The sequence below is a fragment of the Streptomyces sp. NPDC005898 genome (assembly GCF_040629635.1).
GTDB lineage: Bacteria > Actinomycetota > Actinomycetes > Streptomycetales > Streptomycetaceae > Streptomyces.
In genome coordinates this window covers 114,944-130,051 of sequence record NZ_JBEXWC010000020.1, presented here as the reverse complement: position 1 = coordinate 130,051, position 15,108 = coordinate 114,944, and the positions used below count along the sequence as shown (strand labels likewise).

The 15,108-nt window shown below is 72.3% G+C and carries 17 protein-coding genes; 9 read left to right on the top strand and 8 right to left on the bottom strand.

The window, feature by feature from the left end; genetic code table 11:
* The first annotated feature begins 255 nt into the window (after window positions 1–255).
* The 4 genes from ABZ385_RS24780 to ABZ385_RS24765 all read left to right on the top strand — a co-directional run bounded on the left by ABZ385_RS24780 (window position 256) and on the right by ABZ385_RS24765 (window position 4,419).
* Window positions 256–1,284, top strand: coding sequence for an ROK family protein (locus tag ABZ385_RS24780; protein WP_358913194.1), 1,029 nt, complete (start codon window positions 256–258; stop codon window positions 1,282–1,284).
* Entirely contained in the window at window positions 1,284–2,423 is a 1,140-nt protein-coding gene (gene nagA, locus ABZ385_RS24775; protein ID WP_358588358.1) for an N-acetylglucosamine-6-phosphate deacetylase, read from the top strand. Before ABZ385_RS24780 ends, nagA begins: the two co-directional genes overlap by 1 nt.
* A 104-nt stretch (window positions 2,424–2,527) precedes the next feature.
* Window positions 2,528–3,463 carry a 1-phosphofructokinase family hexose kinase gene (locus ABZ385_RS24770; RefSeq protein WP_358913193.1) on the top strand — a complete coding sequence of 312 codons (936 nt, stop codon included), beginning with the start codon at window positions 2,528–2,530 and terminating at the stop codon, window positions 3,461–3,463.
* Between the two features lie 107 nt (window positions 3,464–3,570).
* Entirely contained in the window at window positions 3,571–4,419 is an 849-nt protein-coding gene (locus ABZ385_RS24765; RefSeq protein WP_358590737.1) for a class II fructose-bisphosphate aldolase, read from the top strand.
* 12 nt (window positions 4,420–4,431) lie between these two features.
* Here ABZ385_RS24765 and ABZ385_RS24760 read toward each other — a convergent pair whose 3' ends face one another.
* Together ABZ385_RS24760 and cdgB are read right to left on the bottom strand one after the other, a co-directional pair.
* Window positions 4,432–5,424 carry a carbohydrate-binding protein gene (locus ABZ385_RS24760; RefSeq protein WP_358913191.1) on the bottom strand — a complete coding sequence of 331 codons (993 nt, stop codon included), beginning with the start codon at window positions 5,422–5,424 and terminating at the stop codon, window positions 4,432–4,434.
* Between the two features lie 87 nt (window positions 5,425–5,511).
* Window positions 5,512–7,149 carry a diguanylate cyclase CdgB gene (gene cdgB, locus ABZ385_RS24755; protein ID WP_358582636.1) on the bottom strand — a complete coding sequence of 546 codons (1,638 nt, stop codon included), beginning with the start codon at window positions 7,147–7,149 and terminating at the stop codon, window positions 5,512–5,514.
* Window positions 7,150–7,557: 408 nt separating this feature from the next.
* Here cdgB and ABZ385_RS24750 point away from each other — a divergent pair, with 408 nt between their 5' ends.
* Window positions 7,558–8,049 (top strand): flavin reductase family protein, encoded by a 492-nt coding sequence (locus ABZ385_RS24750; RefSeq protein WP_358582753.1) that lies wholly within the window; start codon window positions 7,558–7,560, stop codon window positions 8,047–8,049.
* Window positions 8,050–8,104: 55 nt separating this feature from the next.
* Here ABZ385_RS24750 and arfB read toward each other — a convergent pair whose 3' ends face one another.
* Window positions 8,105–8,542, bottom strand: coding sequence for an alternative ribosome rescue aminoacyl-tRNA hydrolase ArfB (arfB, locus tag ABZ385_RS24745; protein ID WP_358582638.1), 438 nt, complete (start codon window positions 8,540–8,542; stop codon window positions 8,105–8,107).
* Window positions 8,543–8,762: 220 nt separating this feature from the next.
* Between arfB and ABZ385_RS24740 the strand changes: the two genes are divergently transcribed.
* On the top strand, window positions 8,763–9,338 hold the full coding sequence (locus tag ABZ385_RS24740; protein WP_358582640.1) for a TerD family protein: 576 nt from the start codon (window positions 8,763–8,765) through the stop codon (window positions 9,336–9,338).
* 71 nt (window positions 9,339–9,409) lie between these two features.
* Here the strand turns inward: ABZ385_RS24740 and ABZ385_RS24735 are convergent, their stop codons facing one another.
* The 4 genes from ABZ385_RS24735 to ABZ385_RS24720 all read right to left on the bottom strand — a co-directional run bounded on the left by ABZ385_RS24735 (window position 9,410) and on the right by ABZ385_RS24720 (window position 11,345).
* Window positions 9,410–9,901: a hypothetical protein gene (locus ABZ385_RS24735; RefSeq protein WP_358913189.1), complete on the bottom strand. Its 492-nt coding sequence runs from the start codon at window positions 9,899–9,901 to the stop codon at window positions 9,410–9,412.
* A gap of 87 nt (window positions 9,902–9,988) precedes the next feature.
* A complete protein-coding gene (locus ABZ385_RS24730; RefSeq protein WP_358913188.1) occupies window positions 9,989–10,219 on the bottom strand; it encodes a DUF397 domain-containing protein in 231 nt (76 codons plus the stop codon).
* A gap of 155 nt (window positions 10,220–10,374) precedes the next feature.
* Complete coding sequence (locus tag ABZ385_RS24725; RefSeq protein WP_358582643.1) at window positions 10,375–11,208, bottom strand: helix-turn-helix transcriptional regulator; 834 nt, start codon at window positions 11,206–11,208, stop codon at window positions 10,375–10,377.
* Window positions 11,205–11,345, bottom strand: coding sequence for a hypothetical protein (locus ABZ385_RS24720; protein ID WP_358913186.1), 141 nt, complete (start codon window positions 11,343–11,345; stop codon window positions 11,205–11,207). The genes ABZ385_RS24725 and ABZ385_RS24720 overlap by 4 nt, the downstream gene beginning before the upstream one ends.
* 394 nt (window positions 11,346–11,739) lie before the next feature.
* Here ABZ385_RS24720 and ABZ385_RS24715 point away from each other — a divergent pair, with 394 nt between their 5' ends.
* From ABZ385_RS24715 to ABZ385_RS24705, 3 genes are read left to right on the top strand one after another with little or no spacing between them, the layout of a single operon-like run.
* Entirely contained in the window at window positions 11,740–12,093 is a 354-nt protein-coding gene (locus ABZ385_RS24715) for a PadR family transcriptional regulator (protein WP_358913185.1), read from the top strand.
* A 2-nt stretch (window positions 12,094–12,095) separates the two neighbouring features.
* Window positions 12,096–13,190 (top strand): hypothetical protein, encoded by a 1,095-nt coding sequence (locus ABZ385_RS24710; RefSeq protein WP_358913183.1) that lies wholly within the window; start codon window positions 12,096–12,098, stop codon window positions 13,188–13,190.
* A gap of 10 nt (window positions 13,191–13,200) precedes the next feature.
* Window positions 13,201–13,710 (top strand): GNAT family N-acetyltransferase, encoded by a 510-nt coding sequence (locus ABZ385_RS24705; RefSeq protein ID WP_358582655.1) that lies wholly within the window; start codon window positions 13,201–13,203, stop codon window positions 13,708–13,710.
* 10 nt (window positions 13,711–13,720) lie between these two features.
* Here ABZ385_RS24705 and ABZ385_RS24700 read toward each other — a convergent pair whose 3' ends face one another.
* Window positions 13,721–15,106 carry a M1 family metallopeptidase gene (locus ABZ385_RS24700; protein WP_358582756.1) on the bottom strand — a complete coding sequence of 462 codons (1,386 nt, stop codon included), beginning with the start codon at window positions 15,104–15,106 and terminating at the stop codon, window positions 13,721–13,723.
* Window positions 15,107–15,108 lie beyond the last annotated feature (2 nt).

Sequence of the window (15,108 nt, the reverse complement as noted above, 5' to 3'; positions counted from 1 at the left end):
GGTGGGTGGGTGGGAGACGTCCGCCGCGAAGCGGTGGGGCTGCTCCTACGGCGCGGGCCGATCCCGGGCAATCGGGTGGGTGGGTGGGGGATATCCGCCGCGAAGCGGTGGGGCTGCTCCTACGGCGCGGGCCCGACCCCGGGTGAACGGGCGGGTGGGTGGGAGACCCAGGCGACCCCAAGAAGAAAGCGCGCGGCACAGCCGAGAAACGAAGTGGACTAGACCTTTCGCGACCACCACGCGACACTGTCCCCCGTGAGACACGTCATCGCCCTCGATGTAGGCGGCACCGCAATGAAGGCCGCCCTGGTGGCCGCGGACGGCACCCTGCTCCACGAGGCCCGCCGCCCCACCGACCGGGACCGCGGCCCGGCCGCCGTGATCGAGTCCATCCTCGGTTTCGCCGAGGACCTCCGGGCCCACGGCGAGGCCCACCTGGGCGAACCGGCCGCCGCGGCAGGCGTCGCGGTGCCCGGCATCGTCGACGCCCCCCGCGGCATCGCCGTGTACGCCGCCAACCTCGGCTGGACCGACGTCCCTCTGAGAGACCTCCTCAGCGTCCGCCTGGCCGGCGCCCCCGTGGCTCTGGGCCACGACGTCCGCACGGGCGGCCTCGCCGAGGGCCGCCTGGGAGCGGGCAGGGGCGCCGACCGGTTCCTGTTCGTCCCCCTGGGAACCGGCATCGCCGGCGCCATCGGCATCGCCGGCGCCATCGAACCGGGCGCCCACGGCTCAGCGGGCGAGATCGGCCACATCGTCGTACGCCCCGGCGGCCCCCCCTGCGGCTGCGGCCAGCGCGGCTGCCTGGAGCGCCTGGCGTCCGCGTCGGCGGTCAGCAGGGCCTGGGCACAGGCGAGCGGCGACCCGCAAGCGGACGCCGCCGACTGCGCGAAGGCCGTGGAGTCCGGCGACCCGAGGGCCCAGGAGGTCTGGCGGAACGCGATCGACGCCCTGGCCGACGGTCTGCTGACCGCCCTCACCCTGCTGGACCCGCACACCCTGATCATCGGTGGCGGTCTGGCCGAGGCCGGGGAAACCTTGTTCACACCGCTGCGTGCCGCCGTCGCGGCCCGCGTCGTCCAGTTCCAGACGCTGCCCGAAATCGTCCCCGCGGCCCTCGGCGACACCGCCGGATGCCTGGGCGCGGGCCTCCTCGCCTGGGACCTCCTCGACGAGACGCCGGCCCCCACGGCTCCCACGACCCCCGGGACAACGAACCCCGGGGACACCGACCCCCAGAAAACCGACCCCAAGAAGACCGACCCCACGGAGGTAACCACCTGATGGCCACTAGCAAGGTTCTCGCCGGTGCCCAGGTGGTACTGCCCACCGGAACCCTCACCGACGGCCGGGTGATCGTCGACGGCACCCGCATCGCCGCCACCGCCCCCGCCGACGCGCCCACCATCGACCTCACGGGCCACTGGATCGTCCCCGGCTTCGTCGACCTCCACAACCACGGCGGCGGCGGCGCCTCCTTCACCTCCGGCACCGTGGAGGACGTACTCAAGGGCGTCCACACGCACCGCCTGCACGGCACGACCACGCTCGTCGCCTCCACGGTGACCGGCGACATGGACTTCCTCGCCCAGCGGGCCGGGCTGCTGAGCGAGCTGGCCGAGCAGGGCGACATCGCGGGCGTCCACTTCGAGGGGCCCTTCATCTCGCCGTGCCGCAAGGGCGCCCACAGCGAGGCCCTCCTGCGCGACCCCGACCCCTCCGACGTCCGCAAGCTGCTCGACGCCGCCCGGGGACACGCGAAGATGCTCACCCTCGCCACCGAGCTGCCGGGCGGCCTCGACTCCGTGCGCCTCCTCGCCGAACACGGCGTGATCGCCGCCGTGGGCCACACGGACGCCACGTACGAGCAGACGGTGGAGGCCATCGACGCGGGCGCCACCGTCGCCACGCACCTGTTCAACGCGATGCCGGGTCTCGGCCACCGCGCGCCGGGCCCGATCGCCGCCCTCCTGGAGGACGAGCGGGTCACCGTCGAGCTGATCAACGACGGCACGCATCTGCACCCGGCCGCCCTGGAGCTGGCCTTCCACCGGGCGGGCGCGGACCGCGTCGCGTTCATCACCGACGCGATGGACGCGGCGGGCTTCGGCGACGGCCGGTACATGCTCGGCCCCCTGGAGGTCGAGGTGCGGGACAGCGTGGCGCGGCTCGTGGAGGGCGGCTCCATCGCGGGCTCCACCCTCACCCTGGACCGCGCCTTCAAGCGCTCGGTGACCGTCGACGGGCTCTCCGTCGAGGACACCGTCCGCGCCCTGTCGGCGAACCCGGCCAGGCTGCTGGGCATGGCCGACACGGTGGGCTCCCTGGAGCCGGGCAAGGACGCGGACCTGGTGGTCCTGGACGCCCACTTCGACGTCAAGGGCGTGATGCGCAAGGGCGAATGGGTGGTCGAACCCGGCTGAGCGCGAGGCGGTCGGCCCTCGCCTCTGGGCCAACCGCCTTCCGTTTGGCATGATCAGAACGGCGAAAGCGCGGCGGGACACAGGCACTCCGGGGGTGGTCACCAGTGATGCTCACCGTCACGCTGAACACCGCCGTCGATCTCACCTACCGCGTCCCCGCCCTCACCCCGCACGCCTCGCACCGCGTCACGGACGTGCGCGAACGCCCCGGCGGCAAAGGCGTCAACGTCGCCCGCGTCCTCGCGGCCCTCGGCCACGACGTGACCGTCACCGGTTTCGCCGGCGGCGACACCGGCCTCTCCCTGCGCGCCCACCTGGCCGCCGAGCCCCGGATCACGGACGCGCTCACCCCGGCCGCGACCGCCACCCGCCGCACCCTCGCCGTCGTCGACGCCTCGACCGGCGACACCACGCAGTTCAACGAACCCGGCCCGGACATCACCCCCGCCGAATGGGCCGTCTTCCTCGACTCCTACGAGGACCTGGTGCGGGCCCCCGGGACGACGGCGGTCGCGCTCTGCGGCAGCCTGCCGCCCGGCGTCCCCGTCGGCGCGTACGCCCTGCTGGTACGGGTGGCGCGCGCCGCCGGCGTCCCCGTCCTGCTCGACACCAGCGGGGAGCCGCTGCGGCGCGGGGTCGCCGCCCGCCCCGACGTCGTCAAGCCCAACGCCGACGAACTGGCCGTGCTGACCGGCTCGCAGGACCCGGAGCGGGCCACCCGCGACGCCCGCCGCAGGGGCGCGCACGCCGTGGTCGCCTCGCTCGGCGCCGACGGCCTCCTGGCCCGGACACCCGACGGCACCTGGCAGGCGCGCCCGCCCGCGCCGGTGCGGGGCAACCCGACGGGCGCGGGTGACTCGGCGGTCGCCGGGCTGCTCTCCGCCCTCGCCGAGGGCCTGCCGTGGCCGGAGCGGCTCGTGCGCGCCGTCGCGCTGTCGGCGGCGACCGTCGCGGCGCCGGTGGCGGGCGAGTTCGACCCCTCGACGTACGAGGCCCTGCTGACGCGGGTCACGGTGACCACCAAGGCCCCCACGGGGTAGCCCCCCACCAAGAGCCGTACCCGCAAGACCGCACGACCGCACGACCGCACGAAGAGCCGTATCCGCACCGCGCAACGGGGCGCAGCGCCCCGGGAATTGGGGAGCACGTGCCACTGGTCCGTACCGGCGAACTCGTCGCGGAGGCCCGCGCCGCGGGTCACGGCGTCGCCGCGTTCAACGTCATCACGCTGGAACACGCCGAGGCGATCGCGCTGGGCGCCGAGCGCGCCGGGACGGCGGCGATCCTCCAGATCTCGCAGAACGCGGTGCGCTTCCACGGCGGCCGCCCGGGCCCGGTGGCGGCGGCGACGGCGGCCGTGGCCCGCGCGTCCTCGGCCCGGCTCGCCCTGCACCTGGACCATGTGACGGACGTCGAACTGCTGCGGGCCGCCCACCCGGAGGGCTTCAGCTCCGTGATGTTCGACGCCTCGAAGCTGACGTACGGCGAGAACGTGAAGGCGACGGCGGACGCGGTGCGCTGGGGCCATGAGCGGGGCATCTGGGTCGAGGCGGAGCTGGGCGAGGTGGGCGGCAAGGAGGGCGAGCCGCCGCTGGACGCGCACACGCCCGGGGTGCGCACGGACCCGGCGGAGGCGGCCGCGTACGTCGCCGACACGGGCGTGGACGCGCTCGCGGTGGCCGTCGGCTCCTCGCACGCGATGACGGAGCGGACGGCGACCCTGGACCACGAGTTGATCGCTTCCCTGGCGGCGGCCGTGCCCGCGCCGTTGGTGCTGCACGGCTCAAGTGGCGTACCGGACGCGGAGATCCGCCGCGCCATCGCCTCCGGCATGGTGAAGATCAATGTCGGCACGGCGCTCAACACGGCGTTCACGACCGAGGTACGCGCCCACCTCGCGGCGCACGCCTCGGTCGTGGACCCCAGGAAATACCTCGCCCCGGCCCGCGAGGCGATGGCCGGGACGGTGGCGGGTTTCCTGGGGCTGCTGGCATAACCCCGGCGGGGGCTAGCCCAGTTCGCCCTCGACGAGCCACATCTGGTCGATGTTGGCGCCGGTGGACCCGCACAGGTTGTCCTGCTCGCAGGTGAGCGTGACGGTGTTGGTGCCCTTGGTGAGCTGGACCACCGCCCAGGTGTTGGTCCAGCCCTTGTCCCACTCCCCTTCCTTCGCGTGGGCGAAGTTCTTCATGTTCAGGGGGCGGATCTGCTTCTTGCCGTTGACCAGGATGGTGGCGTTGGAGTCCTTGCCGGGCACGCCGTAGTTGACGCGCAGGCTGTACGAACCGGCCTTCGGGATGCCGTTGGCGGTCCAGGTCACCTGGGCGCCGACCTTGTCGAAGCCCGTCACGTAGACCCCGCCGGCGGCCTTGGCGCCGGCGACGTCGGACGCCGTGGTCGTGCCGCCCTGGAGCTGGAGCGCCTTCGCGTCCGTCTTGGGCAGTTCGGTCTTCTCGGCCGGCTTCTTCTTCGTGGGCTTCTCGCTGGGCTCGACGGTCCGGGCCGCCGTCGGCTTGCCGCCCGCCTGCTCCTCGCCGCCCTTGTCGTCGTCGCGGCCGAACAGCATGGCGGCGCCGATGCCGATGGCGACGACGGCCACCACCGCTATGGCGGCGATCAGCAGCCCCTTGCTGTTGGGTCCCCGGCCGCGGCCGCCGCCCGGGGGCGCGTTCCGCGGCGGGGCGACGGGCGCCCCGCCGGGCTGCGCCTCGGGCGCGGTGTAGTGCGGGTTCGGCCGGCCGTAGGGCTGTTGGGCCTGCTGCGGGGGGACCTGCTGGCCGTACGGCTGGGTGGCCTGCGGCTGCCCGTAGGAGGTGGGGCGGCGCTCGCCGACCGCCCGGACGTGGTGGTACGAGGACCGGGGTCCGGGGTAGCCGTAGCCGCCCCCGCTGCCGGGTGGGGTCGCTCCGGCCGCCTGTCCGTCCTCGTAGAGGTAGCCGAACGGATCGTCGTCGCCCTGCGGCGCGCTCGGCGTGTTCTCGCCGTTATTGCCGGGCGTCATTCCCAGGTCACTCCCTCACATCGCTGACGGCGGGAGCCTACCCGGTCCAAGTGATCCCAAGAGGTGGCGTCGGCCTCACCCCGGGGGTCAGCCGGCCCGCCGCTGCTGTTTGGCACGGGAGCGCTTCTCCACGTACATCCGCTGGTCGGCGGAGTGCAGCACCTCGTCGGCCGACATCCCGCAGTGCGCCCAGCCGATGCCGAAACTGGCCCCGACCCGCACCGCCCTGCCGTCGACCCGGATCGGCGGGATGATCGCGTTGCGCAGCCGGACGGCGAGGTCCTGGGCGTCGGCGCGGCCGAGCCCGTCGGCGAGGACCACGAACTCGTCGCCGCCGAGCCGGGCCACGGTGTCCCCGTCGCGGACGCCGCTGGTCAGGCGCCTGGCGACCTCGATGAGGACGGCGTCACCGGTGTGGTGCCCGAACCGGTCGTTGATCGACTTGAAGCCGTCGAGGTCGCAGAAGAGGACCGCGAGTCCCTTGGTGCCGTCGTCCACGTCCCCCTCGCGGCCCTCGGGGGCGATGGTGTGGACGTGGTGGTCGAAGCCGTCGGCGTGCTCCAGCGAGGCGTGCCCGAAGTCGAAGCCGTGCTCGTAGGCGGCGTCCAGGGAGTCGACGGCGCTCGGCCTGCCCGCGTGCGGCCTGCGGCACAGGCGGGCGCTGAGGCGGGCGCGCAGCTCGGCGGAGTTCGGCAGCCCGGTCAGGGAGTCGTGCGAGGCGCGGTGGGCGAGCTGGAGCTCGCGGCGCTTGCGCTCCTCGATGTCCTCGACGTGCGTGAGCAGGAAGCGGGGCCCGTCGGCGGCGTCGGCGACCACGGAGTTGCGCAGCGAGACCCAGACGTACGTACCGTCGCGCCGCGCCAGCCGCAGCTCGGCGCGGCCGCCCTCGGCGGAGGTCCGCAGGAGCGTGCCGATGTCCTCGGGGTGGACGAGGTCGGAGAAGGAGTAGCGCCGCATGGCGGAGGCGGGGCGGCCGAGCAGGCGGCACAGCGCGTCGTTCGTCCGCAGGAGCCGCCCGTGCTGGTCGCCGCCCATCTCGGCGATGGCCATGCCGGAGGGCGCGTACTCGAAGGCCTGCCGGAAGGACTCCTCGCTGGCCCGCAGTGCCTGCTGCTCGCGCTCCAGGCGGACCAGGGCGCGCTGCATGTTGGCCCGCAGCCGGGCGTTGCTGATCGCGATGGCGGCCTGGAAGGCGTACATCTGGAGGGCCTCGCGGCCCCAGGCGCCGGGCCTGCGGCCGTTGCGCGGCCGGTCCACGGAGATCACGCCGAGCAGCTCGCCGCCGGCGGCGCCGGTCGCGTACATGGGCGCGAAGAGGCGGTCGGCGGGGTGCCACTCGTCCTCGAAGCGGGGCTCGGGGCCCTCGGTGTACCACTGCGGGACGTCGTCGTCGTCGAGGATCCAGCCCTCGGTGTGCGGGATGAAGCGCAGGGCGCCCCACGCCTCGCCCATGGCCAGGCGGCGCTCCCAGGCGTCGCGGGAGCCGACGCGGCCGGTGATGAGGGCCTCGGCGGAGGAGTTGCCCGCGAAGGCGGCGACGACGAGATCGCCGTCCGGGCGCACGAGATTGACGCAGGCCAGTTCATAGCCAAGGCCGTTGACGACGCCGTCGGCGACGGTCTGCAGCGTGTCCGCCAGGCTCCGGGCGGTGTTCAGTTCCGCTACCACCTGATGCAGCTGCCGCAGGGTCGCAAGACGGACGTACGGCTCCGACTCGGTCTCCATGCTCGTTCTCCCCGAGACCTCGACAGCAATCCAGGATGCGCGGCGCCCGCAGTGTCTTTCTGTGCCCTTGTGCCCTCAGTGTCTTATTGCCACCGTCACTGAATCACAGCGAGCTGCCCACCCGGTACACAGGGTCAACAAAATATGGGCCCTGTGACTCAAGTCACAGGTGGGACAGGGTCGTTGGTCCAGTCCACCGGGCGATACGGCACCGCGTGCCACCCTTCCCTCGGCCGTGGGACCTAGGACCCGCCTCGACCCCGGGGCCGATGTGGCACCCCGGGCCGGGGGGTTAGCGTCGTCACCGTGGCTCAGACACCGAAGACTCTCCCGGCCCCGCCTTCCCCACGCCTCCCGTCGCCGGATGGGCATGCTGGTGGGGTGAGCGACGACGAGTTCCGCGCGGCGATGTCCCGGCTGGCGGCGGGAGTGGTCCTGGTGACGGCGCGCGAGGCGAGCCTGGACGCCGACGACCCGAGCGCCCCGGTGGGCGAGGACGTGGGCATGACGGCGACGGCCTTCGTCTCCGTCTCGCTCGACCCGCCCCTGGTCATGGTGAGCCTGCGCGAGGGCTCCCGGATGGACGACCTGCTGGCCGAGCAGCCGCTGTGGGCGGTCTCGGTGCTCGCCGAGAGCCAGCGCCACATCGCGGGCCGCTTCGCCATGAAGGGCCGCATCAGCGACCGGCTGCTGTTCGAGGACATCCCGTACACGCGGGGCGCCGAGTCGGGGGCCCCGCTGATCGGCGGCGCGCTGTCCACGCTGGAGTGCCGTACGGAGCAGACGGTGCGGGCGGGCGACCACACGCTGGTGATCGGGCGGGTGCTGACGGCGTCCCTGCCGAGCGGGGAGGGCGGGCCGCTGCTGTACTTCCGGGGCCGCTACCGCCACCTCGGCTGAACGCCCGTCGGGGGCGCGCCGCCCGCCCCGCAAGCCACTTACGGGGTGGGGCGGGCTAACCCCACCCCTGTCCCGACCTGCCCCGCTTCGTCTCGCTCCGCTGCTTCTTGTTCCGCAGCCGGCGTTCGTTGATGCCGCGGGGGATCTTCGTGGCGCGGCGCGGCTTCGGCGGCGGCGCGGTGGCCTCGGCGAGCAGGGAGGCCAGCCGGGTGGCGGCCATCTCCCTGTTGCGCCACTGCGAGCGGTGCTCGGCGGCCCGCACGCTCACGACGCCGCCGACCAGGCGCGGCGCGAGCCGTTCGAGGGCCCGCCGCTTCCACACCTCCGGCAGGGCGTCGGTGTTCGCGAGGTCGAACCGCAGCTCGACCTGCGTGTCGGTGGTGTTGACGTGCTGCCCGCCCGGCCCCGAGGACCGCGAGAAACGCCACATCAGCTCGGCCTCCGGCAGGGAGACCGAACCGCGGATTACATAGGGACCGGACATGTCCCCCATGGTCCCGCGTCTGTCGGGCTCACGTCACGCACTTTTACGCGGGGCCGGCTCGGGCGCTGGGCCGGGCGCGCCAGGGAAACGTAAAGAAAGTAAAGCCATGCGGAACCTTCGGGACCTCGGACGGCGTTGGTACCAGTGAAGGTAGCTTCGTCCCCAGTACGAAGCCCGTACGCACTGGCTCAGACGCGGTGCGTCGTAACGAGGGAAGGGACTCCCAACAATGGCAGTAAGCCTGTCCAAGGGTGGCAACGTCTCGCTCACCAAGGAGGCTCCGGGCCTGACCGCCGTCACCGTGGGGCTCGGCTGGGACGTCCGCACCACCACCGGCACCGACTTCGACCTCGACGCCTCCGCGATCGCGGTGAACACGCAGGGCAAGGTCTACTCCGACCAGCACTTCGTGTTCTTCAACAACAAGGCGACGCCGGACCAGACCATCGTGCACACCGGTGACAACGTCACGGGCCAGGGCGAGGGCGACGACGAGCAGATCAACGTCAACCTCGAAGGTCTGCCGGCCGACATCGAGAAGATCGTCTTCCCGGTCTCGATCTACGACGCCGAGAACCGCTCGCAGAACTTCGGCCAGGTGCGGAACGCGTTCATCCGCATCATCAACCAGGCCGGCGGCGCGGAGATCGCCCGCTACGACCTCTCCGAGGACGCCGCCACCGAGACCGCCATGGTCTTCGGCGAGCTGTACCGCAACGGCGCGGAGTGGAAGTTCCGCGCGGTCGGCCAGGGCTACGCCTCGGGCCTGGTCGGCATCGCCCAGGACTTCGGCGTGAACGTCTAGCACCAGATCCCTGACCTGGGTAACACCGCGCAGACGGGTACCGGGACAACACGGAACTAAGACCCCCCGACTTACCGTCGGGGGGTCTTCTTCATGCGCGGATCGGCCGGACAGACGAGTTCCGGTGCGGCACGGTTCGGGGAGCATGTCACCAGGGCCACGGACAGGAACGCGGGCCTCTCCAGGTAGAAGCCGTGGGAGACGTCCCCGCCCCAACCGAGCCGTTCGGCAGCGCAGTGAACCAGTAGTGCCAGCCGCGTACTGTCGCGGTCGAACCGGGAGGCGAACCGGGGCGCGTACTCGGCCAGCCGCTGACCGAGCCATCCCGCCGCTTCCTGCGGCTCCTCCCAGGTGCCGCGCACCAGCTTCGCGGGCTTGATGAGCCAGTGAGCCGTTTCCAGCGGCGGCAGGTCCACGGCCAGGAACTCCGCCTTCACTTCCCTGTACCGCGCGATCAGCTCCGGCTTGTCGGCCGGTGGTGGTTCGGGGTGCGGGGGCCGTCTCAGCGCCTCGTCGTCGAACCGCTGCTTGGAGCCGGTCCACAGATAGCCGTGGTGGTGCAACTGCCGTCCCGTTCAGTTACAGGAAGAAGAGAAGCGCCCCCGGCCCACCTCTCGGAGCGAGCCAGAGCCGGGGGGCACGCATGGCTGTCAGGCGGACAGGCCGAAGCGGGCCGGGTCGATACCGGCCGCGGTCAGTTCCTCGGTGGTAAAGCGCAACGGCTCCGCGCCGGGCCGCTTGCTGTCGCCCAACGCCCACGCGCCGGGGCCGATCTTCGCCAGCGTGGCGCAGGACTCGCCGTCCGGGTGTGTGTTGCCCCCACACGCCTTGAAGAACTCGGCGCTGTCGAGGGGCAGGCCGTACAGATCGGTTTCGGGCATGGGTGTGCCTTCCTGTGAGATCAGTGACGCCAGGACCATTTCTGTGTCTGCCATATGCCGACCGTCCTTCGTCGACCGCATGGGGACACGAATGTGTCTGTCGTTCGTCGATTTGGTCGGCATGGGTACATCCTCGGACCGCCGACGAGGGACCTCTAGCCCGTTTCCCGTTGCTGCAACAGGTCGTCCCGGACCCCTTCGAGGAAGCCTTTCAGCTCGTCGCCGGAGAGCGAGCTTTCGGTGAATCCATCGAACTTGGCCGCGTACAGGGCAACGTCCCTCGGGTCGGTCACCACTACATCGGCGTGCACTGTCTCCACCGACACGGCCCGGTCGTCCCTGATGACAAAAGCGTGGTTGGGAAGGTCGTGCTTCGGCCCCGCCAGGGGTACGACCCCGATGTGGACGTTGGGCAGCCGGGACAGGGTGATCATCCGGTCCAGCTGCCCGGCCATGACGAGCGGCGGCACGATCAGCCACCGAAGCACCGGCTCCGTGATCACGAATCGCAGCGTCTTGCTCGTGTCGTACAGCACCTGTTGCCGCTCCAAGCGGGCACTGATGGTGCGCCGGACCGTGTCCTCCGTGAGGTCGTCATGGCGCGACAGGATGGCTCGCATGTACTCCGGGGTCTGGAGCAGCCCCGGCACCAGAGCCGGCTGGAAGAGCCTGAGGAGGCTCATACGGGCCTCCACCGCCTGCAGCTGCCTCTGGGCCTTGTGGAGTCCCGCACGCTGGATCAGACGCCACGCTGTGGCTTCCGTGGCCACGGCCCGCGCGGCCTCCATGTACTCCGCCTTGACGCTGTCCGAGACACCGATGGCGGTGAGGACGCGGTCCACGTCGTCCGCGCTCGGGGCGAGCTTCCCCGTCTCGATCTTGCTGAGCTTGCTTGCGGACATGACGGCACCGCGAGCCACAGCCTTGGCCTCCTTGCCGGAGGCCTGCCGTAGAACTCGCAGCGCCGCGCCCAACTCCGAACGGTTCACTCCCCGTGTCTTGCCCACCAGTCCGCGAAGGGCACCGCGTTCGCGAGTGCCGTGTCCCTGTAGGTCACGTGCTCAGACCCTCGGTCGTCGGGGAGTACATCGGCGCCGAGGAACTCCCCGTCAGGGCCGTAGCGCATGGGAGCGGCCGTGACCGAGTCGAACAGCCAGAAGTCCCCGACGGCGGGCAGGGGATGGGGCCGGTCGGGTCCATGGGGATCTCCACGAGGGTCTCGTGGGCGGGGATCGTCAGACCGTGGCCCGTGGGTGTCCCGCCCTGCACGAGGACCGTGCCCCGGTCGGTCAGGTAGATGGTGGGGCAGTCCTTCTTGTCACATGACGTCGCAAGCATGGTGACTTCCACGATCTCCCCTTCCGAGTGGCCAGGTTCCGGCTCGATCATTCCGAGGGCTCGTCGAGAGAGGCAAGGGCGCGGAGTTGCGGGAACGGGAAACCGAGCGCGGCGTGGGACTCCACTATTATCGTTCCTGTAATAGTTCGAGAAACCGAAGAGCCCGGCGAGGGGGAGCATCCGTGGTCGTCACCGCGTGGACCCGTGCCGCGCTGCCGCTGTGTCTGCTCGGTGTCCTCGACGGTGAGGAGAAGAGCTACGGCTACGCCCTGCTCGGGCGGCTCGCCGACGCGGGGCTGGACGGGGTCAAGGCCGCGACGCTCTACCCCGCCCTCACCCGCCTCGAAGAGGAGGGCGCCGTCGCCGTCGAGTGGGGCGCGGGCGAGGGCGGTCCCGGGCGGAAGTACTACCGGATCACCGAGGAGGGGCGGGCGAGGCTGCGGCGTGACCAGGCCGCGTGGGGTGACTTCGCCCGGACCGTCGCCTCGCTCCTCGGCCAGGGCGAGCTCGCTCCTCGGCCAGGGCAAGGGGGATGACAGTGCGCAGGACACGGACGAAAGCCGCGGCACCGGAGACAGCCACGACACCGGCGGCCGACCTCGTCTGGGCCCGCCCGGAGGACGAGGAGTGGGCGGACACCGTCCACGTCCGGCTCGCGCTCGACCACGACGCGCCCGCCGACCTCACCGACGCGGTGCTCGCCGAGGCCCACCAGCTCGTGCGCGAGGCGGGGCTGCCCGCCCGGGAGGTCCTCGGCGCGCCCGGGGCGTACGCCCGTACCGTCGCCGCCGAGCGCATCAGCGAGGAGCGCCGGGCCAGGGTCGACCCGCACGGCCTGACCCCCGCCGAACGCCTCCGCGCCTGCCTGGGCCTGCTCGGCTTCCTCGGCTTCGCCCTGAGTGCCCTGCACTGGATCGAGGACGGCCTGTGGGTGACGGGCAGTTGGACCTCGGTCGCCGGATGCGCCGCGATCACCGCCACCATCACGCTCGGCGCCCTCGCCTTCGCCGCCCGCGCCGCCGGCCGGATGCGCGGCATGTGGGGCTTCTTCGCGGCGGCCGCCTGCGCCTTCGTGGGCGGGGTCTCCCTCGCCGCCACCGCCCCCGGGGAGCGGCTGTTCGACGTGCCCGTGCCGGTGCTGATGGCGGCCTGCGCCGCCTGGGCCGTCGGGGCGTACGCGTTCCCGGACGCCCCCCTCGACCGCTGGTTCGCACCGCGCCCGCCCGCCGGCGACGAGCAGTGGCTGACCCGCCTCGAAGGGCTGCTGCGGGGCCGGCACGCCATGCCGGCCGCCGAGGCGCGCGGCCATGTGCGGGAGGCCCGGCAGCACCTGGCCACGGCGGACGGCGAGCGCGCCGAGGACGCCTTCGGCGACGTCGAGGTGTACGCCATGCGGCTCGCCGAAGGGCCCCGCAAGCAGCGGTGGCTCGCCCGCCACAAGCTGTACCGCGCGGCCGCGCCTGCCGCCGTGTTCGCCGTGCTCGCCGTCGACGAGGCCCTCGAAGCGGGCCATTTCACGGGCTGGGTCGCCTGCTACGCGCTCGCGTCCGGCGCCTGGCTCTGGACGGCGGCGGCCGAGTGGCGCGAGATCCGCAAGCGAGCCGGGGCCGAGCGGGCCGAGCGGGCCGGTTAGCCTGCCCCGCATGATCCTCGAACCGCTCGTCGCCGTCGGCGGCGCGCTGCCGGGCCACCTGCTCACCGAGGTGACCGCGCTGTACGCGGCGAACCGCGCGTTCTTCGCGCTCAGCGGCGACTTCCCCGACCCCGACGACATCCGCGTCGAACAGGTCGCCAAGGCCCTCGCGGACGAATTGGCGCGCCCCGGCACGGACGTGCTCCTCGCCCGCTCCGAGGGGCGCCTCGCCGGCGTCGCCGTCACCCTCGCCCACCACCCCGACCCCACCGACCCCGACCCGTGGATCGGGCTGTTCGTGGTCGCCGAGGAGCTGCACCGCACGGGCGTCGGGCGCCGGTTCGCCGGTCTCGTCGAGGACCGCTTCCGGGACGCGGGGCGCACGGCCGTGCGCCTGGCCGTCCTGGAGAACAACCCCGATGCGCTGCGCTTTTGGACCGCGCTCGGCTATCTCGTCATCGGGCACCGCGAGGACCGCGCGCTGCGCCGGCCGTGCGCGGTGCTGCGCAAGCCGCTGTGAGCGGCGCGCCTCAGGGGTGCTCCGGCTTCCCGTCCCCGTACAGCCAGTCGCCCCAGATCCGGCGGACCTTCTCGCGCGCCTCGTCGCCGCCCGCGTGCTTCTCCACGTACTCGGTGAAGTCCCGGGTGTCGGCGTTCTTGTGCCGGTACGTCTTCGTCCAGCCCTGCATGATGACGTAGAACGCGTCGTCGCCGACCGCCCGGCGGATCTTGTGGACGACCATCGCGCCCCGGTCGTAGACCGGCGGTTCCGAGATGTGCGCCGCGTCGGTGGGCTTCGCGGGCGGGAAGTCCCAGACGGCCTCGTTGGCTTCCTTGTTCTCGTAGAGGTCGCCCTCGTACAGCGCGTCGAACGTCTCCTGCGCGCTGTCGCCGCCGTTGTCCTCCGCGTACAGCCACTCCGCGTACGTCGCGAAGCCCTCGTTGAGCCACATGTCCCGCCAGGACCTCGGGGTCACGGAGTCGCCGAACCACTGGTGCGCCAGCTCGTGGACGAGCGTCTCGGTGTCGGGGGCGCCGGGGAAGACGGGCCGGGTCTGGGTCTCCAGGGCGTAGTCCGCGTCCTCCTCGCGGTCGACGATCGCGCCGATCGAGGAGAAGGGGTAGGGGCCGAAGTTCATCTCCGCCCACTCCATGACGTCCGGGAGCTTGGCGAGGACCTTCTTGCTCGCCTTCCTCTGCGAGGGGTCGACGGCCGTGATGACCGGCAGGCCGTCCTCCGTCACCGACGTCTCCATCTTGTACTTGCCCACGGCCACGGTCGCCAGGTAGCTCGCCATCGGCTCGGCGCTGTGCCAGGCGAAGGTGGTGCGGCCGTTCTTCGTCGACTCGCGCGTCAACTCGCCGTTGGAAACGGCCTGCAGGCCCTCGGGGACGGTGACCTGTATGTCGTACGAGGCCTTGTCGCTCGGGTGGTGGTTGCCGGGGAACCACGCCATGGAACCGGTGGGCTCACCGAGTGCGAGCGCGCCGTCCGCCGTCGTGAGCCAGCCCTCCTTGGAGCCGTCCGCGTCGGTGATCGCCTCCGGGGTGCCGCTGTAGCGGACGCGGGCCACGAACGTCTCGCCCCGGTCGAGTTCGTCGGCCGGGCGGACCTTCAGCTCGTGGCCGGCGCGCTGGAACCGGGCCGCCTTGCCCTCCACGGTGATCGCGGAGACGTCGAGCCCCTTGAGGTCGAGGTTGAAGGCGCTGAGGTTCTTGTCGGCGCGCGCGGTGATCTCGGCGGTGCCGGTGAGGTGGCGCGCGTCCGGGTCGTACCCGAGGGTCAGGTCGTAGTGCGTGACGTCGTACCCGCCGTTGCCCAGCTTCGGGAAGTACGGGTCGCGCACGCCGTCCGCCCCCGGCGTGCCGTCCACGCCCGAGCCGCCGCACCCGCCGACGGTGGCGAGCAGCGCCAGGG